21 protein-coding genes are annotated in these 25,653 nt (G+C 45.1%); 12 read left to right on the top strand and 9 right to left on the bottom strand.

All coding sequences use genetic code 11. The features are described 5' to 3' along the window. Positions 1-146: 146 nt before the first annotated feature. The 5 genes from ABS362_RS14805 to ABS362_RS14785 form a co-directional block, all read right to left on the bottom strand. The gene (locus tag ABS362_RS14805) at positions 147-482 is read right to left on the bottom strand and encodes a DUF6984 family protein (protein WP_350413273.1); all 336 of its coding nucleotides are present in this window, start codon (positions 480-482) and stop codon (positions 147-149) included. 100 nt (positions 483-582) lie between these two features. Then, positions 583-1,092, bottom strand: coding sequence for a hypothetical protein (locus tag ABS362_RS14800; RefSeq protein ID WP_350413272.1), 510 nt, complete (start codon positions 1,090-1,092; stop codon positions 583-585). 90 nt (positions 1,093-1,182) lie between these two features. Next, entirely contained in the window at positions 1,183-1,575 is a 393-nt protein-coding gene (locus ABS362_RS14795; RefSeq protein ID WP_350413271.1) for a hypothetical protein, read from the bottom strand. Between the two features lie 105 nt (positions 1,576-1,680). After that, positions 1,681-2,061, bottom strand: coding sequence for a hypothetical protein (locus tag ABS362_RS14790; protein ID WP_350413270.1), 381 nt, complete (start codon positions 2,059-2,061; stop codon positions 1,681-1,683). Between the two features lie 466 nt (positions 2,062-2,527). Then, the gene (locus ABS362_RS14785) at positions 2,528-4,399 is read right to left on the bottom strand and encodes a DEAD/DEAH box helicase (RefSeq protein WP_350413269.1); all 1,872 of its coding nucleotides are present in this window, start codon (positions 4,397-4,399) and stop codon (positions 2,528-2,530) included. A gap of 617 nt (positions 4,400-5,016) precedes the next feature. Between ABS362_RS14785 and ABS362_RS14780 the strand changes: the two genes are divergently transcribed. From ABS362_RS14780 to ABS362_RS14745, 8 genes are all read left to right on the top strand, one after another. Then, a complete protein-coding gene (locus ABS362_RS14780; protein ID WP_350413268.1) occupies positions 5,017-5,559 on the top strand; it encodes a hypothetical protein in 543 nt (180 codons plus the stop codon). 170 nt (positions 5,560-5,729) lie between these two features. Next, entirely contained in the window at positions 5,730-9,149 is a 3,420-nt protein-coding gene (locus tag ABS362_RS14775; protein WP_350413267.1) for a UvrD-helicase domain-containing protein, read from the top strand. A gap of 343 nt (positions 9,150-9,492) precedes the next feature. Continuing rightward, on the top strand, positions 9,493-9,921 hold the full coding sequence (locus ABS362_RS14770; RefSeq protein WP_350413266.1) for a VOC family protein: 429 nt from the start codon (positions 9,493-9,495) through the stop codon (positions 9,919-9,921). Between the two features lie 157 nt (positions 9,922-10,078). Further along, positions 10,079-12,982 carry a PD-(D/E)XK nuclease family protein gene (locus ABS362_RS14765; protein ID WP_350413265.1) on the top strand — a complete coding sequence of 968 codons (2,904 nt, stop codon included), beginning with the start codon at positions 10,079-10,081 and terminating at the stop codon, positions 12,980-12,982. Positions 12,983-13,033: 51 nt separating this feature from the next. Further along, complete coding sequence (locus tag ABS362_RS14760) at positions 13,034-13,912, top strand: helix-turn-helix domain-containing protein (RefSeq protein ID WP_350413264.1); 879 nt, start codon at positions 13,034-13,036, stop codon at positions 13,910-13,912. Positions 13,913-14,013: 101 nt separating this feature from the next. Then, the gene (locus ABS362_RS14755) at positions 14,014-14,409 is read left to right on the top strand and encodes a DUF983 domain-containing protein (RefSeq protein WP_350413263.1); all 396 of its coding nucleotides are present in this window, start codon (positions 14,014-14,016) and stop codon (positions 14,407-14,409) included. Positions 14,410-14,675: 266 nt separating this feature from the next. Then, a complete protein-coding gene (locus ABS362_RS14750) occupies positions 14,676-15,281 on the top strand; it encodes a hypothetical protein (protein ID WP_350413262.1) in 606 nt (201 codons plus the stop codon). A 253-nt stretch (positions 15,282-15,534) separates the two neighbouring features. Then, positions 15,535-16,911: an MBL fold metallo-hydrolase RNA specificity domain-containing protein gene (locus ABS362_RS14745; RefSeq protein WP_350413261.1), complete on the top strand. Its 1,377-nt coding sequence runs from the start codon at positions 15,535-15,537 to the stop codon at positions 16,909-16,911. A gap of 17 nt (positions 16,912-16,928) precedes the next feature. Here ABS362_RS14745 and ABS362_RS14740 read toward each other — a convergent pair whose 3' ends face one another. Together ABS362_RS14740 and ABS362_RS14735 are read right to left on the bottom strand one after the other, a co-directional pair. Then, complete coding sequence (locus tag ABS362_RS14740; protein WP_350413260.1) at positions 16,929-17,390, bottom strand: RES family NAD+ phosphorylase; 462 nt, start codon at positions 17,388-17,390, stop codon at positions 16,929-16,931. After that, entirely contained in the window at positions 17,387-17,806 is a 420-nt protein-coding gene (locus ABS362_RS14735; RefSeq protein ID WP_162426505.1) for an Xre family toxin-antitoxin system antitoxin, read from the bottom strand. Before ABS362_RS14735 ends, ABS362_RS14740 begins: the two co-directional genes overlap by 4 nt. A 198-nt stretch (positions 17,807-18,004) precedes the next feature. Between ABS362_RS14735 and ABS362_RS14730 the strand changes: the two genes are divergently transcribed. Further along, entirely contained in the window at positions 18,005-18,718 is a 714-nt protein-coding gene (locus tag ABS362_RS14730; protein ID WP_350413259.1) for a tetratricopeptide repeat protein, read from the top strand. 150 nt (positions 18,719-18,868) lie between these two features. Beyond that, complete coding sequence (locus ABS362_RS14725) at positions 18,869-19,747, top strand: OmpA/MotB family protein (RefSeq protein ID WP_350413258.1); 879 nt, start codon at positions 18,869-18,871, stop codon at positions 19,745-19,747. 621 nt (positions 19,748-20,368) lie between these two features. Here the strand turns inward: ABS362_RS14725 and ABS362_RS14720 are convergent. Beyond that, positions 20,369-20,860, bottom strand: coding sequence for a DUF2062 domain-containing protein (locus ABS362_RS14720; RefSeq protein WP_350413257.1), 492 nt, complete (start codon positions 20,858-20,860; stop codon positions 20,369-20,371). Positions 20,861-21,168: 308 nt separating this feature from the next. On the opposite strand from ABS362_RS14720, the gene ABS362_RS14715 reads away from it, so the two are divergent. Further along, a complete protein-coding gene (locus tag ABS362_RS14715; protein ID WP_350413256.1) occupies positions 21,169-23,958 on the top strand; it encodes an outer membrane beta-barrel protein in 2,790 nt (929 codons plus the stop codon). A gap of 156 nt (positions 23,959-24,114) precedes the next feature. Further along, positions 24,115-24,585 carry a hypothetical protein gene (locus tag ABS362_RS14710; protein WP_350413255.1) on the top strand — a complete coding sequence of 157 codons (471 nt, stop codon included), beginning with the start codon at positions 24,115-24,117 and terminating at the stop codon, positions 24,583-24,585. Positions 24,586-24,674: 89 nt separating this feature from the next. On the opposite strand, the gene ABS362_RS14705 is transcribed toward ABS362_RS14710, so the two are convergent. Continuing rightward, positions 24,675-25,634, bottom strand: coding sequence for a DMT family transporter (locus ABS362_RS14705; protein WP_350413254.1), 960 nt, complete (start codon positions 25,632-25,634; stop codon positions 24,675-24,677). Positions 25,635-25,653: the final 19 nt, after the last annotated feature.

Genomic DNA, 25,653 nt, shown 5'->3' with positions numbered 1-25,653 from the left:
TGGCAACTGTATAATAGCACAATACAAATCAGGATTAGATATTTTTTCAATTTTATATATTTAAAATGCCCCACAACGGTTAGTATAGGCTGTGAACGAGGCGCAGCCGAGTATGGAGCCTGTGCAGGGTTATGGGAAGTTGTTATTTAACTATTGGGTACTGTTACTTCGTTAGGTCTTGGGTATCGAACAAGCTTCTCGAAATCTACCTTCCAAAACTCTAATTCATAAAATTTTTGATGGTTGTCTATGGTCAAGGTGATTATTACAGGAACATTATCTTCGTCTATATATTCAACCTGTACAAGGTCTGAAGAATATGTTCTGTCAGGCTCACTGCTGACAAATCGGATACTTCCCATTTTACCATCTTTTAAATCTTCAACCAGTTCAGGAATATCAAAAGTGCCTTCCTTATTCGAAATTCTTATAAGGTGCTTTATAAGATTTTGTTCGCTATCTTTTAAATTCCTTGTTTCCATTTCTAGAATTTTCTATTTCTGCAAAGATCTTAGGCTAGGCTATTGCTGAGACAGTTTGCAGTATTTGTCGAACAATAAAGGCGCGAGGCTTGTGATAATGTTAATTTGATTTAAGTATATCTGAAATTTTTCTTATTAATTCAGCACAGTTTAAAACAAAATCATCATCTACTTCGACTAGCGTTGAAACTTCAGAAATGTCACCTTCATCAAAGAAATATTCGGTTGGTAGCTTCAATTTAAAGGGTAGATCTTTTGATTTGGCTACAACAGCATTATAGCTAGAACCCTTGCCATGCTTTAGTACATTGATAGCAAGATAAAAGGCATTGAAACGGTCGACTAAATCTGTTTCTCCTTTTTGAAGGAGAATCTTTTTTGCTTCTTTGAATCCATCACTACATGCTAATGAATTCTGTAGTTCTGCTTCAAACATAGAATACATGCCAGTTGCAAGTATTGCCTTCTGTAACTGTATCATTTGAACTCCTTTGACCAATGGAGTATGGGCACTTAAATGAAGTTCTTGTTCTATTTTGCCAAAAGTCTCATTTAGGGCTTTTAGTGTGAATTCTGTTCCTATTTCAACAAGTTCTTCAAAGTTGTGCATATATCATTTAATTATCCATAACGGTCTTGTGTATACCTTGTGCGAGGCAGTCAGCCGAAACATTGGGTATAAACCTTGTTGTGCTTCGTTTTACTTAAATTCAATTCTTGAACAAATAAGGTGAAGTTTATCTGTGTCTTCTTTGTTAAGCCACCATGGATCAAACGGCCTTTTCTTACCGTTTTTTAATTTAAAGTATGTGTTAGTGAAGGGAGTGTAGTTTATCACAACATAATCAATGTCGGTTTGACTAAAGGTCCACTTGCGAAAGCCATCTTTAATGGTTACCTGCTCTCCATCAAATATGATATAGTCTCTTTTGATAAGGTTAGTAATTATTTGCACAAACCATATTACAGCTCCCAAGCCACCAATTGCTAGCAAGAAAGTATTAGGAGCATAACGCAATGGATAAATTATTCCAACAATTATGATAATGTATGTGAGACTATAACTAATCTTTTTTCTTAACACTATCTCCATTTGAATTTAAGTCATTTTAATAATTAGAAATGCGGCACAACGGTCTCGTACAGGCAACGGGTGAGGCATTAGCCGAACATGCTGCCTGTGCTGTGTTGTGGTAGGTTATTTTTTCAATTTGTGTAGTCCATTTATAGGAAGTTTCTTTGTCATGCCATCTTCATTCATTGATAGTGCAATCTCAATTTTGTTATCAGCTGTGAATTCAAGGTAACCGTCTACAAGTTCAATATCTCCACTTTCATTGCTAATGGAAATGTCTTTGTAGTCGTACTTATTTTGTCCCGGGTTTTTAAAATTTACTCTGTATAAATCAATTGGTCTATAGAATACATTGCCGCCGTGTCCAAGAATCACTCTCTCGCTTGTTCTGTGGAAAATTGCAAAGCTTTTATTCTCGTTAATAAATGCAATCTCGTTTGCTGGAGCACAGCTTGTAAAAGCAAGTATACCAGCTGCTATAAATACCTGTACTCTCTTTTTCATAATTATTAATTAACCACAACTATCTGCTAACAGGAGTATCTACTCCTACTATCTGCACTATGTGTAGAGTGTTGATGACTGATCATAAACTATAGTTTGGTAAATGCAGTCAGTTACCAGGTACATAGTACAGCACTAATATAGTTTATTTCCTGAAGATTTGAATGGGCGGGAACTATAGGCATAAAAAATAAGAAGGGTTACATCCGTCTGATGTAACCCTTCTTATATCTAACTGCGTGAGCAATTAGGTAATCTTCCAACCTTTTTATGATACACCTTTTACGCCCTGCCTAACCCGAAGGTTATAGTTTGCAGAAAATATTCTGAAATATTTTCAGACAGGCCTAAAAGCAAATAAGCCGACGTTTCAAGTCGGCTTATTCTAAACAGTTAATGAAGTTTTTAAGCTTCTAAAGCTGTATGGTTATTTATACGGTAGCTCCTTTTCGAGAGTTACCCCAAATTAAAATCTTTTTCTACGGAAACCACGGCTTTCACCACCACGGTCTCTGTCACCGCCACGGTCGCCACCGAAACGGCTTCCACCGCGGTCACCGCCTCTGTCACGGTCGCCACCACCGAAACGGCTGCCACCTCTGTCGCCACCACGGTCACGATCTCCGCCACCACGTGGGCCACCAAATCGGCTGCCGCCACGGTCGCCACGATCACGGTCTCTGTCGCCACCGCCGAAACGGCTGCCACCTCTACCACCGCGCTCTTCACGTTCACCGCCTTCTTTACCTCCGCCTTTTTTATCAGACTTCTCAACTACAACCATGCGGCCATCCACTTCAATACGGCCTACTTTTTCAAGTATGTTGGCCGTGTATTCTGAAGGCACTTCCACAAAGCTGAATTTATCGTAAAGGTCGATGTCACCAACTTTAGCAGCAGGAATATCAGAGTTAGCAGCTAACAGGTCGATCAGGTCTTTCGGGTGCACACGGTCTTTTTTACCGATCGTGATAAACAGACGGTCGAAACCTTCTTTAGAGAAACCAAGTCCTTTTTCAGCTTCTTTACCAGCCTCTTTAACCTTCGCTTCTTTAAGTGTCATTTTAAGCAACGCAGCTGCTACTTCAAGCGAAGTATAGTCTTCGTTCACAAGCTTTTCTATAGTTGAGATATGCTTGGTCAGGTTGCCTTTCTCCAGTACTTCACGCACTTTTTCAAGGAACATGTTGGTACGCAGCTCATTCACATCTTCGTAAGTAGGTACCTGCTGCAGCTGGATATTGGCTTTTGTATAGCGCATGATATCCTTCAGCTTGTACATATCCGAACGGCCTGATACGAAAGAGAACGCTTTACCTGATTTACCGGCACGACCAGTACGGCCAATGCGGTGCACGTAAGCTTCTTCGTCCTGTGGCAGGTCGTAGTTAAATACGGCTTCTACGTTCTCCACATCCAGGCCACGGGCTGCCACGTCAGTAGCTACAAGTATCTCCAGCTGTGCGTTACGGAACTTGCCCATAACATTAGAACGCTGGTTCTGGTTAAGGTCACCGTGCAGGGCATCGGCTAAATAACCACGGCTCTGCAGGCTTGTTACCAGTTCATCCACCATGCGCTTGGTATTACAGAAGATAACAACCGACTTCATGTTGAACATATCCAGCACGCGCGACAGAACTTCCTGCTTCATGCTGTTACGCACCTCAAAGTAGATCTGGTCGATGTTGGTTACGGTAAGCTCTTTATGAACCACTTTTACAATCACCGGATCATTCTGGTAACGTTTGGTAAGGTCCATGATCGGCTTAGACATGGTAGCTGAGAAGAATATCGTCTGGCGCTCTTCCGGCATCTTGCTCAATACAAACTCGATATCGTCACGGAAGCCCATGTCTAACATCTCATCTGCCTCATCCAAAATGATCTTACGGATCTTGTCAAGTCTTAAAGTTCCGCGCTCAACGTGGTCCATAACACGACCCGGCGTACCGATCACGATCTGAACACCCTGCTTTAGGGCACGCAGCTGACGGTCGTAAGCCTGGCCACCGTAAATAGGAACGATGCTGATGTTTGGCTTATACTTAATTAATTTCTGGATCTCTCCGGCTACCTGGATAGCCAGTTCGCGGGTTGGGCAAAGAATCAACGCCTGTACACTGCGGTCGTTCTCATCAATGCTTTCTATAGTTGGAATACCAAAAGCGGCAGTTTTACCTGTACCTGTCTGTGCCTGACCAATAATGTCACGGCCTTCCATAATAACTGGTATTGCTTCTGTCTGGATTGGGGAGGCCTCTTCGAAGCCCATGTCTGCGATAGCACGCTGAACCTCCGGCGAAAGCGGAAGCTCGTCAAATCTGATTTTGTTCATCTAATTTTTAATTACTGTATAACTCTCTGGAGCAGCCTGTTTTTACCTATCCCTATGATACGTATCGAAAAACAAAAAATAAAGGTTATCCAATTGTGGCGTTGCCAGTTATACCAGTAAATCAGACTTATTCCAAATCGGGTGCAAAGGTACGACGATTTTACATCATAAACTAATATTCCTTAAACCTGCCCTTTTCCCAGCTCATAAGTCTAAACATCAAATATTAGGATTATTCTATACTTGCTGTTGTAACATTAGCTGGTACTATGGAGTATAACATGTAAATATTTAATTAAAATTTATTACTTTTTAAATTGTTTAGGTACAACCTTTTTATAGGCCACACGTTAATATAGCCAATTCACCCATTTAGAGCATACATTCACCATCAATTTAAATATTTAAACATTTATTTTTAACAAAGTGCCGTAGTATACAAAATCCGAAACCCAAAACTACAAACCCTTATGCCAAAGTAATTAGTACCTAACCCCGGTACCCCTGCCCCACTTACCTACAAGCCTTATTGAACAGAAGCTAATGAGCACGTGTAAAATTACACCGCTTACTGAAAATCAATTAAACAAAACCTTAAACCCCTTAGTCCTCTACTTATGTTACATTTTACTAAAATCTCAACTCAAGGCAAAGACTTTAATCTAATTGCTTCTGGTGCGCTGGCTTTTAAAATTCACAACAAAATTCTGAAGGATGAAGCGTTTGTGCATGGCTCTTCCGTTAGCCGTAACATGTTGGTAGGCAGTGTGCCGGCCCGCAAGGCTGCTACAACTGACAAGAAAAGCGTTTTCTTTGTTATTATCTCTGACCTGGATAAAGTAAATACCGAATCGTTGTGCCAGATGATAGCACAGGAACGTGCAAAAGGTAGCTACGCGGTTTGCCAGGTTATCCCGATGTACTATAACGAACCATCTTTTAAAGCACTTAAGATGCTGCGCCAGAACTTTGATGAGGTACTGGAGTTAAGTAAATTTAACCTGGGTGGCAGCAAAGTATTAAATGGCCTGGAGCAACAGCACTGTATCATTTCTGAATACGTGATCTCGATGGCCCGCATTATGTTCCATGTATGTGCCAACAGCGCCATACCTGCAAAAACAGCTGAAGAACGTATTGAAGAACCAGCATTTGCATAGACTCTACAACACTATAAAATAAAACAGGCTGCCTACCCCTACAGGCAGCCTGTTTTATTTTAGGCCTTTACTACCAACAGCATAGAGATTTACTTTACTTACAAGCTTACAAACACTGGCAAACGGGCAGGCAAAAGTGTATCTTTAAGGCTGGCTATACTCTGCACACAATGGCATCTGTTTTTAAAATATACTCTTCTTCTGCCGGGTCAGGCAAAACGTACGCGCTAACCAAAGAATACCTGAAACTGGCGCTACATTCCCCTAACCCCGACTATTACAGAAGCATACTGGCCATTACCTTTACCAACGATGCCGCCGCCGAAATGAAGGAGCGCATACTGGGCGCCTTACGCGGCTTTAACGACGATACTATATCCGAAAAAGCAAAAGCCAAAAGCGAGAACCTGCTCGAAACTATAACCAGCGAACTACAGAAAGAGCACCCGGAACAGCACCTTGACAAAGAGGAGATAAGAAGACGTGCAGGATTTGTATTTAAACAGGTGCTTTACAACTATGCCGATTTTAGTGTAAGTACCATTGATAGTTTTGTGAACAAGATCGTCCAGGCTTTTGCCCGTGAACTGAAGATACCCCACAACTTTGAAGTAGACCTGGATTCGAATACGCTTTTGAACACAGCCGTATCGCTGCTGCTGGATAAGGTGAAAGATGAAAAAGGAGACCTGCTGACCGAAACCCTGGAGCAGTTTATACTGGAGAAAGCAAGCGAGGGCCGCAGCTGGAGCATGCTAACCGAAGAACTGGCCGACTTTGCCAAAAACCTGCTGAACGAACAGGTATACGAAGCCATCACCGACCTGCAGACGCTTACGCTGGAAGATTTCAGGGAAGTGCACCAGCAACTGCGCCAGACCAAACAAGACATTGAAGCCGCCATAGTTGAGCCCGCCACACAGGCTGTAGCTTTAATCGAGCAAGCCAACCTCGATGCTGGCGACCTGTCTTATGGCAAGAACGGCATTTACGGTTACTTCTTCCGCTGGCTGAAAACTATAGATCTGAACTATGGCAACAGCAACGCCCGCAAAACTGTGGAGAACGATAGCTGGTACAGCGCTACGGCCAAAAAGAACAGCTTTATAGTTAGCCAGATCGATAGCATTAAAGACCAGTTAGCTGAACTATACCTGGAGCTTGAAAACCGGAAAGAGCAGTTTGCCGGTATGTATACTTTGCTCAACGCTATAGTTCCGCACCTGTATAAACTATCAGTTCTGAACGAGTTGGAGAAGTGCCTGCAGGAAATAAAACTGGATAAGAATACCGTTCACATATCGGAGTTTAACAAGCGCATTATTGATATCGTGCTGAAGGAACCGGTGCCTTTTATTTATGAGCGTCTGGGCGAGAAGTATAATCACATCCTGATAGATGAGTTCCAGGATACCTCGGTGCTGCAATGGAACAACCTGCTACCTTTGGTAGAGAATGCGCTTTCATCAGGGCACTTCAGCATGGTGGTGGGCGATGCCAAACAGGCGATCTATAGATGGCGCGGCGGCGAGATGGAACAGATCCTGCACCTCTACAAAAAGAACACGGCCCAACTATATCAGAACCGCCGCAACGCTGAGCTGATACGGGAACGCTACCACACGCTTAACAACGAGGTACTGCAACCCGACAACCTGAACCAGAACTATAGAAGCCGCGCTGAGATCATCGAGTTCAACAACGACATCTTTACGTTTGCCAGCCAGGCCCATCCCGAGTTCGAGATGTTCACCTCTATCTACGACGAAGGCTTTACGCAGGAAATACCTGACCCGAACAACACCGGCGGACATGTACAGGTGCTTTTTACCTACGACGGCGACAGCAATACCAAGTATGATTTTGATACCTGCACCCGCACCGACGAACTATACCCAAAGTATACCCACCCGGATGAGTTAAACTATAACGCAGGCATGCTGAATATGGTGCTGCACCTTGTGGAAAATGCTGTGTCAGATGGCTACAAGCTACGCGACATTGCCATCCTCAGCCGCACTAACCAGAACAGCAAACGCATCGCTAACTTCCTGAAAGAGCGCCGATACGATATCATATCCCAGGACTCGCTGTCGCTGCAGTTTGCCGAAGTAGTGAACTTTATCATTGCTTTATTCCGGGTGTTTAACCGGCCAAACGATGCGCTGGCAAAATCGGAAGCCTTATACCTGCTGAGCGTGGTTACACGCAACGAAGTGCCAGATGTGAAAGTAACGCAGCGCATTGCAACTATAGCCAACACTGCAGACCCGGCCGCTTTTTATGATTACATCAGAGAGCAGGGTTTTGACCTGGACGAGCGCAATACCGGCAATCTGTCTATTTACGAACTGACCGAAAGGCTGATCCGCATCTTTAACTTACTGGGCCATAACAACGAATGTGAATACATTTTCCGATTCCTGGATTTAGTACTGGAGTATAGTTTAAAGAACAGCAATAACCTTAACAATTTCCTGGCCTATTGGGATATGCAAAAGGAAAAGCTGAGCATCAATACGCCAAAAAACCGCAACGCCGTTACCATCACCAGCATTCACAAATCCAAAGGGCTGGCCTACCCTGTCGTTATCATTCCGTTTGCCGACTGGAGCACCGAACCCAAGCGCGGATCGTTGATGTGGAGCCAGTTGCCGGATAATGTTAACTATACAGGTAAATTAAGAAGCGTAGCCGTAAACATGGGCTCTAAACTGGAGAACACCGAACTTGGCGAGCAGTATAAAACTGAGGTAGAGAAGACCTTTATCGAAAACCTGAACATGTTGTATGTGGCCCTCACCCGCCCCATCGACAGGCTATACTTAATTGGTAATGCCAAAGACCTGCTGATTGAAGATAAAATGCCGAAAGCGGATGGACAGGTAAAAAATGTGAGCCATTTGCTATACCAGTATCTGAAGGAAAAGGAACTATGGGAGCCTGGCAAATTCTGCTACCAACTCGCAAAAGGCAACGCTGCCAAAAAGCAAAACTATAGTTCGGAAGAAGATGAAGGTACCTTTGAACTGACACACCTGGTAACAACCGACTGGGAACAACGCCTGAAAATAAAGCAGCACGCCAATAACGTCTTCGATTTTGAAACACAACAACGCCAGCGCCAGGTAAACCGCAAACTGCATTATGCTTTATCACGCATTACGTTTGCCCCGGAGGTGAACCAGGTGCTGCGGCAAATGGGCTACGAGGGCATCATCAGTGAGCGCGATAAACCGGAACTATTGCGCCTGCTAACCGAAATCGTGCAGCACCCGAAAATGGCCTATTACTTCTCAAAAAAAGTAGTTGTAGAGCAGGAAAAAGAAGTGCTCGATGCCCGCGCATACCTGTACAAACCTGACCGCATTGTGTTTGATGGCGAGGCAGTCGTGCTGATAGAATTCAAATCGCCGCCACCAGAGCCTGAGCACCGCAACCGATTAGACCATTATGCTGTGCGTTTCCGGCAATTAGGCTATAAAAAAGTAAAATGCGTGCTCTATTATTTCGACACTCAGGAAGTAAGGGAATGGCAATACGGCGACAAGCCTGCCGAGCAATTAGGGTTGGTCTTTAGACCTCACTGATTTTCATGGCGCGAGCGTCCTCGTCCCGAAATTCTCCGGGATCTGCCACTCGTGTCGAACTATAGTTGGGCCTTTGGCCCGGTTGAGTTAAACAATCTGCTGTTTCGGACATCTATGTCCGGAGCCAACTCTGCTACGGACTTCCAAGTCCGCGTTATTCGCAACACGGGGATTAGGAAATCCCCGGCAGATAGCTTTCGGACACGGATGTCCGAAAGAGCGTTGGTAGTTAAAGGCACGGGATACAAACCTGCGCCAGCAAATAAAAGAAAGAATAAATAAACTAAATCATAACACCAGTTCCCCTTCCTGTTTTCATGAAGGGGTTAGGGGAAAGTAAACCATGGAACAACGCATAACATTAGTAACACTTGGTGTTAAAAACCTGCAACGGTCAAAAGACTTTTACATCAACATTTTTGGCTGGAAGCCACTGGAAACGAGTACCGAGAGCATTCTTTTCTTTCAGCTAAATGGTATACAACTGGCCCTCTTCCCGCAGGAATCTTTGGCAGATGACGCCGGCGTACCTGCCGACGGTAAAGGCTTCAGAGGCTTTTCGTTGGCGCATAATGTGCGGTCTGAAAAAGAGGTGGATGAACTGGTGGCATCACTGGAAGCTAAAGGAGTTACCGTACTCAAGCAACCCGAAAAAGTATTCTGGGGAGGCTACAGTAGCTACATCTCAGACCCGGATGATAACTTATGGGAGATTGCTTACAACCCTTTCCTACCGCTCGATGCCAGTGGAAATACGGAAAGCATCCATTAAGACTAAGATCCATAAGATTTCAGGATGACCAGGATTATAACACATGAATCATACTTTGCCCGGTATTTCACTTTATGAAAATCCTAAAATCCTTCCATCTTAAAAATCTTAGTTCCTATTCACTCATTCAGTTATTCAGTCATTCAAAATTAAGCCAGTGCAGACTTTCCTGGAGCTAACCGCGAAATACATTTACGAGAAATATAAAGAGAACATCAGCGAGCTGTGCATTGTGTTGCCATCGCGCAGAGCAAGCTTTTTCTTTAAAAATGCGCTGGCCCACGCTGCCATTGACCCGATATGGTCCCCGGAAGTTTTATCGATGGAAGACTTTATCTGCAAAATGGCCAGGGTGGATGTAGTAGAGCCTATAAACCTGCAGCTCGAACTATACGACCTGATGCGCGAGCAGGACCCGACCCTGGATTTCGACCAGTTTGTAACCTGGGCCGGCACGTTGTTGGATGACTTCAGCAGGATGGACCAGAACATGGTGGATACGCGGAAGCTGTTTGATTACCTGAGCGAAGCAAAGGCCCTGGAGCGCTGGGAACCCCGCAGCCTGGGCTGGACCATGTCGAAGGACATGCGCAAGTATTTTAGTTTGTGGGAGAATATCGAAAAGACCTACCATAACCTTCAGGCGCATCTACACTTAAACAAGCAGGCTTACACCGGCATGGCTTACCGCAAAGTGGCCACTGAGATAGAAACTATAGTTCAGGAGAACACCTGCCACCAGTTCATCTTTATAGGCCTGAATGCACTCACTAAGTCGGAAGAGAAGATCATTAAGGCACTTCTGAAGCACAACAAAGCTGAAGTACTTTTCGACAGCGATGATTTTTATATGGAAGAAGGCATGGCCAACCGGGCCGGCAGCTTTCTGCGGAAGTATAAAAACACCTGGAAGTTACCTGAATGGCGTTGGCAACAGAACATGCTGCTAACGGATGACAAATCTATAAACGTGATAGGCGTTGCCAACGCCAGCATGCAGGGCAAACTGGCCGGACAGTTGCTACAGGAAATACGCCAGCAGGACAAGCACGCGCAGGTAGCTATCGTATTACCCGACGAAACCTTGTTGTTGCCTGTGCTGCATTCCATTCCGGATGATGTGCCCAACTATAACGTAACCATGGGTCTGAGCTTTAAGGGCACTCCCCTGTTCAACCTTGTGGATCTGCTGTTTGACGTGCACCTTACCGGTGTAAACCAACTGCAGGAAAGCGGTTACAAAGTGTATCAGTACCACCACCTTTCGGTTAGCAAACTGCTCACGCACCCGTTCATCCGGCGTTACGAACTCTACCTGAACGAGCAACCCGACCAGAAAGCTTTTCATGGGCTGATACAGCAGGTGCTGGATACTATAGTTTCTGAAAATAAGGTACTGATAACGGCACAGGAACTGTTGGAAATGGGTCAGCACCACCCGCTGTTCGAAACGCTGTTCCGAACCTGGCGCGATTGCGACGATATTATAGTTGCCATGTACGACCTGATAGAGCTGCTCCGACAGGTGTACACACACGGCCACAACACCATCGAGACCGAATACCTTTACATCTTTTACACCATTATCAAGCGCCTCGACACCATTTTTGATTGTCGCGATCAAAAAATATCGGTACGTAGTTTCCGTAAGTTTTTATATGAACTGATAGGCCAGACACGATTGCCATTCAGCGGCGAACCGATCTCAGATGTGCAGATCATGGGTATGCTGGAAACCCGTGCGCTGGACTTTGAGAACCTCATCATTTTATCAGTAAACGAGAATACGCTGCCGGCTCCTAAAAAGCATAACTCCCTGATGCCCTTTGATGTACTGAAGGAGTTTGGGCTGCCAACCTATGCCGAGAACGAAGGCGCGATGGCCTACAACTTTTACCGTTTACTGCAGCGCGCCAAGCGAGTGAACTTGCTGTATGTGCTGCCTTCGGATACCTATGGTTCGGGAGAGAAAAGCCGTTTTATATTACAACTGCAAAACGACCTGGCCCTGCGCAACCGCAACATCACTTTCCGTGACATGACGGCTATAGTGGAACAGACCGACACCAAGGAATATGATGATGACATCGTTATACAAAAAGATACCGCCACGCTGGAGCAAATAAAACGCGATCTGCAGCGCGGCCTCTACCCTTCCAGCCTTAACACATACATTAACTGTTCGCTTAAATATTACTTCAGCCGCATAGCCAAAATGCAGGAAGCCGACGAAGTGGAAGAACAGGTAGATGCTGCCCAGTTTGGTACTGTAGTGCACCAGGTGTTGGAAGATTTTTTCAAGCCATTTGTGCTGAGTGGCCAGCCTATAGTTGCCGAAGACATTGACCAGATGCTGCTCGAGCTTCCGGGCCACACCAAGCTTGCTTTTAACCAGGCAACGCGTGGTGCCAGTACTGATCGCGGCCTAAACTACCTGCTGCTGAAAGTAGCCATCGAAGTACTGGAGAAATACCTGAAACAACTCAAAAGCTCCAGCGAACTGCCACTTTACATTCTCAGGTTAGAAGAATCGCTTACAGCCAAATTAAAGGTACAGGTTAACGACGAACTACTGGACGTAACCATAGCCGGAAAAGCCGACCGCATTGATATGACCGGCCATGAAATAAGGGTAATAGACTATAAGACCGGTAAGGTTGAGCAAAGCAAGCTACGGGTTAAAACCGACGACCTGCGCACGCCATCATCTAAAACCAAAGACTTTGATAAGCCACGCCAACTATGGCTGTACCAGTACATTCTGCAACGCCAGTTACGCGATGCACCGCAAACTATAATTACCAGCAGCCAGCAAATTGATTCAGAAACTATAGTTGCCAGGTCAGGCATTATCTCGTTCCGGAACATCGAAGAGAATGTACTGTCGTCGGAGTTTAATTTTGCAGGAGATGATGGTCAACCGAAGGACTTTATAACTGCATCGGAAGAACTACTGACCGGCATCATCCAGAACATGCTTGACCCGAATGAGCCGATCCGAAAAACGCAGGATCCGGATGTTTGCGAGTATTGCGCTTATAAAGGAATCTGTGCGAGGTAAAATCTGATTTACAAACTATAAACCAACTGCCTGTTCCAGCAATAAAACTGTATGCCCGACAAACATTTGCCAATCTATGCCATAAAAGACTTTAACCCTGCTCCGCAGCGGGAACAGTACTTTTATTGTAGCAGGTTGAGCAGGCATTTACAGATTCACCTTTTTATACAGAAACCACACAAACACAATTTTTACATTCTGCTATTTATAAGCCAGGGCACCGGCACTCATACAATAGATTTCGAGCAATACACGGTAAAACCAAACACAGTGTTCTTTTTAACCCCGGGGCAGGTACACAGCTGGCAACTTTCAAACGACACAGAAGGATTTATACTGTTCTTTAGCCCGGACTTTTACCTCCTCGATTTTCCGATTCAGAAGTTACACCGTTTCCCGTTCTTTCATGCGGCCCTGCGCTCCCCATCTCTGCTTTTATCCGAAGCTGCATTTAGCCACCTGCTCCCAACTATAGAAAAGTTGCAAACCGAATATGCGCAGCAGCAATTTCTTAAAGATGACATGCTTCGCAGTTACCTCGATGTGCTGCTGATACAACTGACACGACTATACCAACTTGATTACCCGGACGATCTAAACACCACTGCTCCCATTCCTTATCTACAGTCGGTGGAAATGCTGATTGAAGCAAACTATAAAACCCACCAGCCTGTCAGTTTTTATGCTGATAACTTACACATTACACCTAAACAACTGAACGAATACTGTAAACGCCTGCTCGGGAAGACAACCACAGACCTGATACACGACAGAATTATACTGGAAGCAAAACGATTGCTGGTGCATTCTGATCTTACGATAGCGCAGGTTGCTGCCGAACTGGGGTATTTCGAGAGTGCCTATTTCTTCAGGTTCTTCAAGAAAAAAACGAATTATACGCCGGAGCAATTCCGGAAAGAGTATGTATAGTTTACAGCCTGCAAGGTAAAATTGTACAGCATTTGGTCGGTTTCGTGCAGTAAAAAGTCTCTATGTAATCCGTAATTTTGTAATGGATAAACTGATGTGATATGGCCTGGAAAGATTCAGCATTTTATAGTATACTCAACACCAAATGCCCGCGCTGCCACGAAGGAGATATGTTCCCGAAAGGCAGTATGCTAAATTACCGCAAATTCTCAAAAATGAACGAGCAATGCAGCTGCTGCGGTCAGCATTTCGAACCGGAGCCGGGTTATTACTATGGTGCCATGTTCGTTAGTTATGCTTTTAGCACAGCCATTTTTATAGGTGTCTGGGTTCTGCTAAGCTTGTTTACAGAAGACGTTACCTTAACCATGATGCTGATCGCGTTAATAATTGCTGTAATCATATTTCTGCCGCTCACCTTCCAGCTATCCCGCAGCATCTGGATCCATTTCTTCATCCGTTACAAAGGCCCCTGCACTCCACAGGCAAGTAAGTAAGTAAGTAAGTAAGTAAGTAAGTAAGTAAGTAAGTAAGTAAGTAAGTTCGCGGAACTATAGTTTTGAACCTGTTCATCCAAAACTTAACAGGAGCTGTAGTTTCACTTTTCACCTCCTTGGTGGCATACTGGAACGGGGCTTTTTGTACTATTAGTTAGCCTACCCTTGGTTTAAACTAGTTAAGCAATAAACATTAACTCACTGTAAACGTTAGTATTATAGATAGTTAATCTTGTATTTAATTGCACACATTTAAACCTTAAGCTATGAAAAGACTATTTACACTCCTGATATGTATGGCATCAATTCATCTCACTGCATCAGCACAGGATGAGCAGATAACCAGACCGCAGACCACAGCGCCGGTTGCAGGCGAAGCAATTGCACAGGGCAACTGGATGATCGGAGCCAGTATCGCTAATATTGGTCACAACTTTAAATCTGAGACCTTTACACTCGATATTAACCCAAGAGCGGGCTACTTTATTTCCGATAATGCCGTGCTGGGAGCCCAGGTGCAACTTGGCTTATCTATTTATGATGGTGGCGAAGAATTCAGATATGGCCTTACCCCTTTTGCCCGTTACTATTTTCCGGAAGGTGCAGCGCCTACACACCGTTGGTTTGGCGAAGCCGTTTTTGGTTTTGCAGGCAGCTCCGAAGAAGACAGTGAAGGTGACTCCGTCTTTTCGCTGGTGTATGGGCTGGGTGCTGGGTACGCGCACTTTGTAGCCTCTAACGTAGCTCTGGAAGGTACCTTAAATCTGATCCGAAGCAATGCCAACATCGACGTAAGCAACGATTCATCTACCGGACTTTCCCTGAGCCTTGGTTTGCAGATCTATCTGCCGGGTAGCGGACGTAGTTTCTAACTATACATATTCAAACCCTTCCAAAGATCATCTGTACTTTATAGTTGCGGATGATCTTTGCTTTTGCCCCCATCTACTCGTAACTATAATGTAGCTTATCTCTTTATTTAGTATTAACTTAGTTAGTATAAAACACTTATGCTGAATGTAGTGTATTACTACAAAGATGATTTAAGTATAGACTATAGTTTGTAAGCGTACAGGCATATCCCGGGCCTGGATTGCCGGGTATAGTTTCCGAAACGAATGGCTTATGCTACAAGATCCCGCTCCAATTCAGCTTACATTTCTGGGTGGTGCCGGCACAGTTACCGGTTCTAAGATCCTTCTAAAAACAGCTAAAAACCAGATCCTCATTGATTGCGGCCTTTTCCAGGGGCTAAAACAGCTGCGACTTTTAAACTGGCAGAAGCCTGCTATAAAACTGGAAGAGCTGGATGCCATCATCCTCACACACGGACACCTGGACCATTGTGGTTACCTGCCGGTGCTTGTAAAAAACGGTTTCGACGGACCAATTTACGCTACAGAACCAACCCGCGATGTAACCCGCATTATCCTGAACGACAGTGCCCGCATACAAATGGAAGATGCTGAAGAAGCAAACCGCGGCGGCTACTCCATCCACCATCCGGCCAAACCGCTTTACAACCTCGACGATGTTGCACGCACCATGCCTTTGTTCGACACACATAACTATGGCGAATGGGTGATCATAAACGAAGACTTTAAGTTTTGTTTCCGGAACAGCGGCCACATACTTGGCTCAGCTATAGTTGAGTTGAAGTGTCAGGGCCGTACATTCCTTTTTTCGGGAGATATCGGGCAGCGCCAGCCTTTGTTAATGGACCCACCGGTAAGGCTTCGTGAAGCAGATTATGTGATCATGGAATCTACTTACGGCGACAGGCTGCATAGCGAAATCTCGCCTTACACCGAGCTTACAGAAGTAGTGAACCATACTTACGACAAAGGAGGCGTGCTGGTCATTCCAAGTTTTGCCGTGGAGCGTGCCCAGGAGTTGCTTTTGCTCCTTAACACGCTTAAAGAAGACAAGAGCATCCCGCCAATTCCTGTTTACCTCGATACACCGATGGGCATTGATGTATCGGACTTGTACCTGCATTACCATGATTGGCATAACTTAACCCGTGCCGAGTGCGAAACCATGATGCGAAACGTCCACATCATCCGCAAATTTGAACACACGCAACATGTACTGGATACACATGGCCCTAAGATCGTGATTGCGGGTAGCGGCATGGTGACCGGCGGTCGTGTGTTGTATTACCTGGAGCGTTTGCTTGGCGATTCTAAAAATACAGTGTTGCTGGTAGGTTTTCAGGCGCCTGGTACACGAGGCAGTTTGCTTAGCAGCGGAGCAGATGAACTGAAGATACACGGTGCATACTATAAAGTTCGGGCTGAGGTTCGGCAGATAAGCTCGATGTCGGCACATGGCGACCGGGATGACCTGCTCTGGTGGCTGCAGAGTTTTAAACACACACCGCTGCAGGTTTTCCTGAACCATGGCGAGGCACAGGCCAGCGAAGCTCTGCGCATGGAAATTAAAGATAAGCTAAAATTCCCGGTAACTATAGCCCAGATGGGAGAAACCTATTATTTATAGGTCTAACTATAGCTAAGTTACTTTACAAACAAGCGTTTATCAAACTCAAAGGGCTCTATGCCAACTATAGTTACTTTCGGAAAATCGGGGTGGCGTGGGTTTACGAGATAATTGCAGGTGCCCTGCACTGCTGCTGAAGGTACTTTCAGCACAAGTTTTTCATGTTCAACTATAAACTCATCGCCGATAACCTGTGTGGCATTACTATGCGGGAAAGATTTCCAGTCAGTAGGTAGTTTCGCTTCGGACAGTTCAGTTATCCCGATATCATCCGGAATTTGTATCTGGATAAGCTGGTAATCGAAGGGTACAATCCCGAGGGGCATGTGTACGGCAACTTCTACAGTGCAAAGCGCAATAGAATCGCTGGTGTAAAGCATAGGCGTTCCTTTGCTGTTCCAGCGGCCGCCAGCCAGCTCCGCCCCTTTTCCCGACAGGTCTTTTGCAAACCTGGCGCGGCTCAAGCGGTATACGATCATGCCAGTACGCCGTGCTCTATACGGGTAAGCTCATCGCGCAGCATGCCTATGCCAAAAGTGCTGTCCAGCAGTTCTTTCGGTTTGATGCCACCTAACGCTACATTCTTAGCTTCCAGCCAGGCATCAAAATTAGCCTGATCACCGAACACCTCCACTCCTTTATTATAAACCAGCGTTATTTCCAGTATCTTTTCAGAGTGCAGCGGATCAAAAGTGCGTTTCTCTTTTTTATAACGCTGAAAAGTGCGTTCCGACAAATGGAGGTAATTAGACCACTCGCTTATACTAAAAGGACTTTTGTCGGCAATCGTTTGGAAAGAGGCATACTTGATACCTTCGCGCACCGTGCTGATGAGCATGAAAATATCCCGGTCATCGATCAGGCTATAGTTTAAAGTAGTAAGTGCGTGTGCCATAGGTAAAGCTTTTGTCAAATATACGAAACTTGTCGATAATTAATCGACATTTGTCGCAAGTATTTTTATTGGCTTAAGGTGCAGAGTTAAACTATAGTTATCGTTACCTCTAACAGCCTGATTTGCTAAATCAACTATAAACTTCTATTTTTAATGCAGGAGTTTTAACCGGCTCAACAAAATCAACCTAACCCGTTTATGAAGAAGTTACTTTATACTATAGCTGCCTGCTTACTGGCCGCTACCATTACCTTTGCTCAGGATGCCACCGAAAAGCCAGCCCCCAAAGTGCTGCCAATGTTTGGTAAAGTAGTAAAAACAGAGGCGCAACAGTTACAAGACGAGAAATTTCTGAGCAGCTGCGACAAAAACTTTACAACCCGCACCGAGGCCAGCAACTTTTTTATGGAGCGCGGCTGGGAATACCTGAACGAAGGCCAGACCGATACGGCTATGTACCGCTTTAACCTGGCCTGGCTCCTGAACCCGGATAACGCCGATGCACACTGGGCTTTCGGGTTAGTAACAGTTGCTAAAGGTAACCCTGAAGAAGCGGTTGGTTATTACGAAAAAGCACTTGCGCTTAAACCGAAGAATTCCCTGCTCCTCTCCGACCTGGCAACCTGCTACATAGCCATGTATGAGCTGAAACCGAAAAACAAATCACTTAAGAAAGCGGCAACTTACGTAGAGCAGTCCATGGCTGCAGATGCCCAGAATGCATTTGCTTACTTTACCATGTCTAAAGTAAAGTTTTTTAACAAAGACTATAGCGAGGCCTGGACCTACCTGCACAAGGGCCGCGAACTGAACATGGCTGCCGTAGATTATACTTATCTGCTACAGTTAACCGATAAAATGGCTGATCCTAAAGGTTTCTATAAGAACGAAACAGCCGTTCAGCCGGAATAATCAAACTATAACTTCTTATATGAAAAGGCACCTGATGAGGGTGCTTTTTTTATTTAAAAATTGGGGTAAATCCTTCTCGGGCCGCCTGTTACTATCTATAATTTACTATATTTGTTCAGTTACCTGTTTGTAATTTATAGTTCTGATCATATGAAAAAGAAAATTGTACGCGCTTCTGTTCTTGTGTTGGCGGCAACGATGTCTTTGTCGTCGTGTGTGGTTTCTAAAAAGAAATACGACGACCTGATGGCCCGTAAAAATGCCCTGGAAGTAGACAAAGCCAGCCTGGAAGAACAAAAGAGTACTCTGGAAGAAGAAAAAGCATCGCTGGAGAACCAGAAAGCCCAACTGGAGCAGGAACGTGCAGACCTGGAAAAGCAGAAAGCAGAATACCAGGCAAGTTTGCAGCAGGCTCTGAAAGAAGGTAAAACGCTTGGCGAGAACCTGAACATGAGCAAGTCGCAGATAGATAAGCTTAGCGCCGACCTGAAAGCCCGTGAGCAGAAACTGGCTGAACTGCAGCGCATACTCGATGAGAAAGAGAAAGCCGTGAAGAACCTTCGTGCCCGCGTAAGCAATGCCCTGCTTGGCTTCAACGACAAAGACCTGACCGTGCAGGTGCGCAATGGTAAAGTATATATATCGCTGGCAGAGCAGTTGTTGTTTAACTCAGGCTCTACCAAAGTGGACCCGAAAGGTGTTGAAGCCCTGAAAAAACTGGCACAGGTACTGAAAGAGCAGCAGGATGTGAATGTTGTAGTAGAAGGCCATACCGATGATGTTCCGATTGCAAGAGGCACTGTTGGCATGCAGGACAACTGGGATTTGAGCGTACTTCGCGCTACTGAAATTACGCGTATCCTGACACAATCGGGGGTTGCGCCAGAGCGTGTAACGCCATCCGGCCGTTCGCTTTACGTTCCGTTAGAGGATGCCAAAACAAAGGAAGCACGTCAGAAAAACCGCCGTACCGAAATTATTCTTACTCCTAAGTTAGATGAGCTATTCCAGATCCTGGAGTCTGCCTGATAAGGTTTGAGGTTAAAACGTTTTGAAAACAGCCAGCTTTCTAAGAGAGCTGGCTGTTTTGTTTTATAGTGTCTATAGTTGACTGTTCATTTGTCATCCCGAGCGTCAGCCGAGAGATCTTATGTGTCATATAATTGAAAGACCTAGCAGTATGCGCAGCTCTTGCTAGTCGAAGATCCCGGCCTTGTTCCGGGGCGTCTAATGTTCTATAGTTGAATCGACTTTCAACTTGAACCAAGTTATAGTTTCAAATTACCTCCAATCCTGGGAGCTTTACTTACCTATAGTTTCAATCCAGCTTTGGTGCCCTCACGGCCGGGAGGCCCCGTCTTCGGGCATCGCGCTGTTGATTTGAAGCTACCCTCTTACCTCGGGTTGGCTGCGCCACCGCAACAAATCAAAGGCGCTCAACCCAAAGACTGAGAAGTTTCTCATATTAACCGCTAAACTATAGTTAGAACCGGTGAGCTTCGACATTTATCGTGGTCATAGTTCCGTAGGGACAGGTCGCGACCTGTCCGTGCTATACCGTCAACAATAGAACTTTAGATAATAAAATGGCAGTAGCAGAGAGTGTCCCCTTGAGGGGACTATAGGGGTGTTTAAAAGTCAACTTTAAAACTATAACTCAGTAGTAACCTCAACAGGCACAGTTGCAACTGGCAGGAATCTATTAAACAAAGGAAGGAAACTGAAATACAACGTAAAACCGACCGGCAAAGACAGAATAGACCAGGCAGCTATGCCGGCCAGGTTCGCAACCCATAGTGTGCCCAGCGCTCCTACCCAATCCATCCGGAACATATCCATCATCTCATCTATAGTAAGCCGAAACTCTGACATCCCGAATAAGAAAATACCCAGCTTGATAAATGGAATAACCAGCAAAATCTGGAGTGGCTGAACCAGGTAACTGATCAATACAGTTGCAGCAATATTTAACCTGAAACGTGCAGCTAAAGCTGTACCCAGTATAGTTGTAACACCTAGAGCGGGAATAATGCCGACAACAGAACCAACAGCAACCGTAGCAGCCAGCTTTCGGGGCGACATGCCTTGCTTTAGAATGTTTAGGATGGGTTGAACTATTCTGCGTCTGAAAAAGTCTTTCACGGTGAAAAGCAGCTGCTGCCGGTTAAAAAATAAAGTAACGGTATTGGTAAGTGATTTAGTTTACGGCAGTTGCTCGATAATTGGATAAACTGGCAAATGTTCTTCGCAAAATTACTCTTTCATACCCAAAAACCACGAAAGTAACCTGTAGCAGGTGCAATTAAGTCCAGAATTTATAGTAGCATCAAGCCACAACCTAATTAAAATATCTTAAGAATCAGTGGTACAACAATTATTTTAACTGAACACTAAACCATTTGCTCACTGCCCTGTCTAAACCTCACAATAACCCCACACAAAACTTATAAATGAGAAAGTTTTTACTCACGCTGGTACTTCTTTTTACCATCGTAGGAGCATTTGCTCAAAGTGCATCTATTACAGGCGCTATTAAAAGTGGCCAGGATAATTCGGCATTGCCTGGTGCCAGCGTACTGCTGGTCAACAGCGCTACTGCTGCCACAGTGGCTTCTATTACCGATGTGGAAGGTAACTTCCGGTTCGAGCGCGTAGCTACCGGCGACTATACCATAAAAGTGAACTACCTTGGTTTTAAGCCATTCAGCAGAAATGTGAAGATGGAAGGCAAGGCCATAAGCCTGGGTGCCTTAACCCTTGAGGAAGCCTCAACAGCCATTGGCGAAGTAGAAATAGTAGGCCGTGCCCCACTGGGCGAACAAAAAGGCGATACTGCCCAGTTTAATGCGAAAGCATTTAAAACTGCACCAGATGCCAGCGCTGAAGAACTGGTAACCAAAATGCCGGGCGTAACTATACAGGATGGTAAAATTCAGGCGCAGGGCGAAGAAGTAAAGCAGGTCATGATAGATGGCAAGCGCTACACCGGCGAGGACGTGAGCTCAGCTGTTCGTAATATCTCTGCAGATATGATAGAGAGTGTGCAGGTATTTGATGGCCAAAGCGATCGTGCTGCTTTTAGCGGATTTGATGATGGAAACCGTGTAAAGACCCTGAACTTTACTACTAAAAAAGATCGCCGTCAGGGCTATATGGGCAAGATATCAGCTGGTTACGGTACCGACGAACGATACATGGTTGGTGCAGCTATTAACTACTATAACGGCCCAAGACGCGTAACTATAACAGGCCTTACCAACAACATTAACATGTCTGATTTCTCGGTAGGCGAAACTCCGGGAGGTGGCATGCGTGGACGCAGAGGCCGTTGGGGCGCTGCACCAAGTGGCATAAGTACCACAAATATGTTCAGCATTAATTTTAACGATATGCTGGGCAAGAAAATAGAAGTAAGCGGTAACTATAACTACTCTAATTCTGACAATAGCAACGACCAGTACCGTTTCCGCGATTTCGTGAACACTGACACTACTTACCTGGAGAACAGCCTTGATAACGAAATAGACGACAGTCACCGTTTTAACCTGCGCTTCCAGTATAACATCAACGAGAACAACCGCCTGCTGGTAACGCCAAGCATTACAGTTCAGCACTCAGATGCTTTAAACAACATCAGCGCCTATACCATTGATAATGCGGAGACCGCACAGGAAGAAACCCTGACTCAATCGTTAAGCCGTAACAGGAACGACAACCAGAATATCATCTTTAACAATAACATACTTTATTCTCACCGTTTCGGAGATTCTGGCCGCATCCTTACCACCAACTTCAGTACAGGGTATAACACCACTGATGGTGAGACTTATCAGCTGGAGGACACAGACAACTTGACCGACCCAACCGAAGATGTGAACCGTAACCAGTTCATAAAGCTTGACAGAGAAAACCTGACGTGGAGCGGTAACGTGGATTATTCGCAGCGTTTGGGCGAAAACTCAAGACTGCAACTGGAGTACAACATAGGCAACCAGGCCAATGACTCTGACAGAAGAACTTACGACTTTATTGAAAGCGACGGTCAGTATGACAATAAAGCTAACACACCGCTGAGCAATTCATTTAAAAGCGATTACCTGTCGCAGACGTTTGGCCCAAGCTACCAGTACCGCACCGAGAAAACAAGATTCCAGGCAGATTTGCGCTACCAGATCGCCTCTTTACAGAGTGATGTTTCTTACCCGAAACCATATTCGTTAAAGCGCGAATTCAATACTGTACTTCCATCGGCGCAGTTCGAGTACAAGTTCTCAGAAGCAAGTAACCTGAGCATCAATTTCAGATCAAACACCAACGTGCCATCGGTAACAGACCTGCAGCAGGTACTGGATATTTCGAGACCAACGCAGCTAAGAATCGGTAACCCTGCCCTTGACCAGGATTACCAGAACAGGATCAATATCCGTTACCGTAACTTCAATGCTGAAACCAACCGCGTATTCTTTGTAGGTATGTTTGGTACCATCACCCAGGATTATGTAGCCAGCAGCGTTTACACCAGGGATATTCCGGCCGCTTTTGTAGAAGGATACGACCCACAGCCTGGTGCCCGTTTAACGCGCCCTGTAAACATGGATGGCTACTATAATGTGCGCTCGTTCATGAACTATGGCCAGCCGCTTAACTTTATCAGCTCTAACTTTAACATGTTCGGTATGGTAGGTTATGAGCGCAAACCGGGTATGCTGGATGAGGAAGTGAACTATGCCAATACAACCAATTTAGGTGCCGGTATTAACATCAGCAGTAACATCAGCGAGAAGGTTGATTTCACGATCTCGTCGCACTCCAACTATAACATCGTAAAAAACACGTTGCTAACACAGAACAACAACTATTTTACCCAAAACACCAACCTGCGCTACAACTGGATCTTACTGAAAGGCCTGGTTTACCGCACCGAACTGAACCACGTGTACAATTCCGGTTTATCGAAGGGTGTAGATCCGAGCTATGTACTTTGGAACATGAGCCTTGGCAAGAAGGTGTTCAAGAACCAGCAAGGCGAGATCAGCTTTAGCGTGAACGACGTACTTGGCCAGAACGTAAGTGTGCAGCGTAACATCCAGACTGACTATATTGAGGATGTGCAGTCTACGGTGTTGCAGCGCTTCTTTATGGTTACATTCACTTACAACCTGAAGAAATTTGCAAGCGGTTCAGCTCCTGAAGAAAACAATAACCGTGGCTGGGGTCCGGGCATGCGCCGCGGCCACTAACAGCAACTATAGCTATCAAACAAACTTACAAAAGCCTGCACATATTGCAGGCTTTTTTCATTTACAACTATAGACTAAGTGCCTGTAATTTAAATTGTTTCTTAGTACTAAACTTCTGAACTTAATATACTAAAGTCTCACTAACCAATTATATCTATGAACGAAGCTCATCTGCACATCACACTAAACCACTTCCCTATTATAGGCAGTATTTTAGGAATTGCCATACTGACAGCAGGCATGTTCTTTAAAAGTCGAGATACCGTCCGGACTGCACTTGTAGTGCTAATCATCAGCGCCATAGTTGCCATCCCCACTTACCTGACTGGCGAAGCTGCAGAAGAAACCGTTGAGCACATGGCAGGCATAAGTGAAGACCTGATTCATGAGCATGAAGAACAGGCCGAACTATACATCTGGCTTATAGTTGGGCTCGGTGTTTTGGCAGCTATCTCCTTTTTCGCTGACATTAAACAACTGGCCATGCGCAAGACGCTGTTTATTTTAACTATAGTGCTTGGCCTTGTCTCTATCTTCTTTGCAAGGCAGGTTGGCACGTCCGGCGGCGAAATAAACCACCCTGAAATACGATCTGATTTTGTGCCTGCTGCAGATGACCATGACTAAACTATAGTTAATAGTTGCTGAAAACAACAAAGCCCTGCTAACTATAGTTGCAGGGCTTTGTTGTTCTAATCGTGGAAGGTATTTATAGTTTAGATTACTGTACTTACAACCTTTCTTTTGGCCGGAATGCTGTAAAGTATAAGCCCACCCATGATCAGGAGCATTCCCACATTTCCTACCAGGTTTGGCCAGGCTATGCCGAGCAGCAACACCTCTCCTATCACCGTTGCCAAAATCTCTACAGACTGTGTCGCCTCTACGGCTGCCAGCGCGGCGCTGTCGGTTCGTGCCATATGGGTAGCTTGAAAGAATAAAATAGTGCCGATCACACCCGAGAAAATGGCGATCAGGAAAACACCGATCAAATGATCTTCGTCGGGTAAGCCTGCCTCACCATGCCCAAAGATCATTAACAGAATTAATACCGGCAAACTGCCAATGGCCGTACCTGCAACACGCTGCATGGCATTCAGTTTATAGTTGTGTTCCTCTACAATAAGTAGCAGTTTACGGTTTGCCAGCGGCCAGATAATGGCTGCCAGTATTACAAACGCTACGCAATTTAAAACCTGTGCATCTGAGTAATTGCCTTCTTTCTGGCTCCACTGCATCAGCGCAATGCCGACCAGAATAAGGATAGATAACAGCAGCGCCCGCACCGGTATTTTAGCCCGGCCATCTTTATACAAAAAAGGCGATAGCAAGATGCCGGCAACTATAGTAAACTGGAAAACACCGGCAATAAGCCAGCCGGGTCCAAAAGAAGCCGCTGCTGTAAGTAGAACATACACCAACCCAAACCATATGCTTCCCCAGAAGATCCAGACCTTAGGTTGCTTTTTAAGGATGTGTAGTAAGGGTGTCAGCTGATTTTTATACTGTAAGATGACAAGCAGTATGAGCAGCATTATGAGTGTCCGTAACGCCACGGTCCAGGCCCAGTGCCCATCAGCAGCAGAAATAAAGCTGTTCATGACATAAGTGGAGCAAAAGAAAACCGATGCCACCAACCCAATACCAATCGCTTTCAATTTTTGATTTGCTTCCATAGTTGTAGTTTCTGTTTAT

Origin of the sequence: Pontibacter populi (assembly GCF_040278685.1) — a bacterium.
Lineage (GTDB): Bacteria > Bacteroidota > Bacteroidia > Cytophagales > Hymenobacteraceae > Pontibacter > Pontibacter populi.
The sequence above is the reverse complement of the archived record's forward strand: the minus strand, read 5'-3'. Positions and strand labels throughout refer to the sequence as shown.

Coding starts and splice junctions, on each gene's coding strand:
- ABS362_RS14775 (WP_350413267.1), top strand. CDS start 5,730: ATGGCATCTGTTTTTAAAATATACTCTTCTTCTGCCGGGTCAGGCAAA.
- ABS362_RS14795 (WP_350413271.1), bottom strand. CDS start 1,575: ATGGAGATAGTGTTAAGAAAAAAGATTAGTTATAGTCTCACATACATT.
- ABS362_RS14725 (WP_350413258.1), top strand. CDS start 18,869: ATGAAAAAGAAAATTGTACGCGCTTCTGTTCTTGTGTTGGCGGCAACG.
- ABS362_RS14740 (WP_350413260.1), bottom strand. CDS start 17,390: ATGATCGTATACCGCTTGAGCCGCGCCAGGTTTGCAAAAGACCTGTCG.
- ABS362_RS14790 (WP_350413270.1), bottom strand. CDS start 2,061: ATGAAAAAGAGAGTACAGGTATTTATAGCAGCTGGTATACTTGCTTTT.
- ABS362_RS14745 (WP_350413261.1), top strand. CDS start 15,535: ATGCTACAAGATCCCGCTCCAATTCAGCTTACATTTCTGGGTGGTGCC.
- ABS362_RS14770 (WP_350413266.1), top strand. CDS start 9,493: ATGGAACAACGCATAACATTAGTAACACTTGGTGTTAAAAACCTGCAA.
- ABS362_RS14715 (WP_350413256.1), top strand. CDS start 21,169: ATGAGAAAGTTTTTACTCACGCTGGTACTTCTTTTTACCATCGTAGGA.
- ABS362_RS14805 (WP_350413273.1), bottom strand. CDS start 482: ATGGAAACAAGGAATTTAAAAGATAGCGAACAAAATCTTATAAAGCAC.
- ABS362_RS14735 (WP_162426505.1), bottom strand. CDS start 17,806: ATGGCACACGCACTTACTACTTTAAACTATAGCCTGATCGATGACCGG.
- ABS362_RS14730 (WP_350413259.1), top strand. CDS start 18,005: ATGAAGAAGTTACTTTATACTATAGCTGCCTGCTTACTGGCCGCTACC.
- ABS362_RS14750 (WP_350413262.1), top strand. CDS start 14,676: ATGAAAAGACTATTTACACTCCTGATATGTATGGCATCAATTCATCTC.
- ABS362_RS14755 (WP_350413263.1), top strand. CDS start 14,014: ATGGCCTGGAAAGATTCAGCATTTTATAGTATACTCAACACCAAATGC.
- ABS362_RS14780 (WP_350413268.1), top strand. CDS start 5,017: ATGTTACATTTTACTAAAATCTCAACTCAAGGCAAAGACTTTAATCTA.
- ABS362_RS14710 (WP_350413255.1), top strand. CDS start 24,115: ATGAACGAAGCTCATCTGCACATCACACTAAACCACTTCCCTATTATA.
- ABS362_RS14785 (WP_350413269.1), bottom strand. CDS start 4,399: ATGAACAAAATCAGATTTGACGAGCTTCCGCTTTCGCCGGAGGTTCAG.
- ABS362_RS14705 (WP_350413254.1), bottom strand. CDS start 25,634: ATGGAAGCAAATCAAAAATTGAAAGCGATTGGTATTGGGTTGGTGGCA.
- ABS362_RS14760 (WP_350413264.1), top strand. CDS start 13,034: ATGCCCGACAAACATTTGCCAATCTATGCCATAAAAGACTTTAACCCT.
- ABS362_RS14800 (WP_350413272.1), bottom strand. CDS start 1,092: ATGCACAACTTTGAAGAACTTGTTGAAATAGGAACAGAATTCACACTA.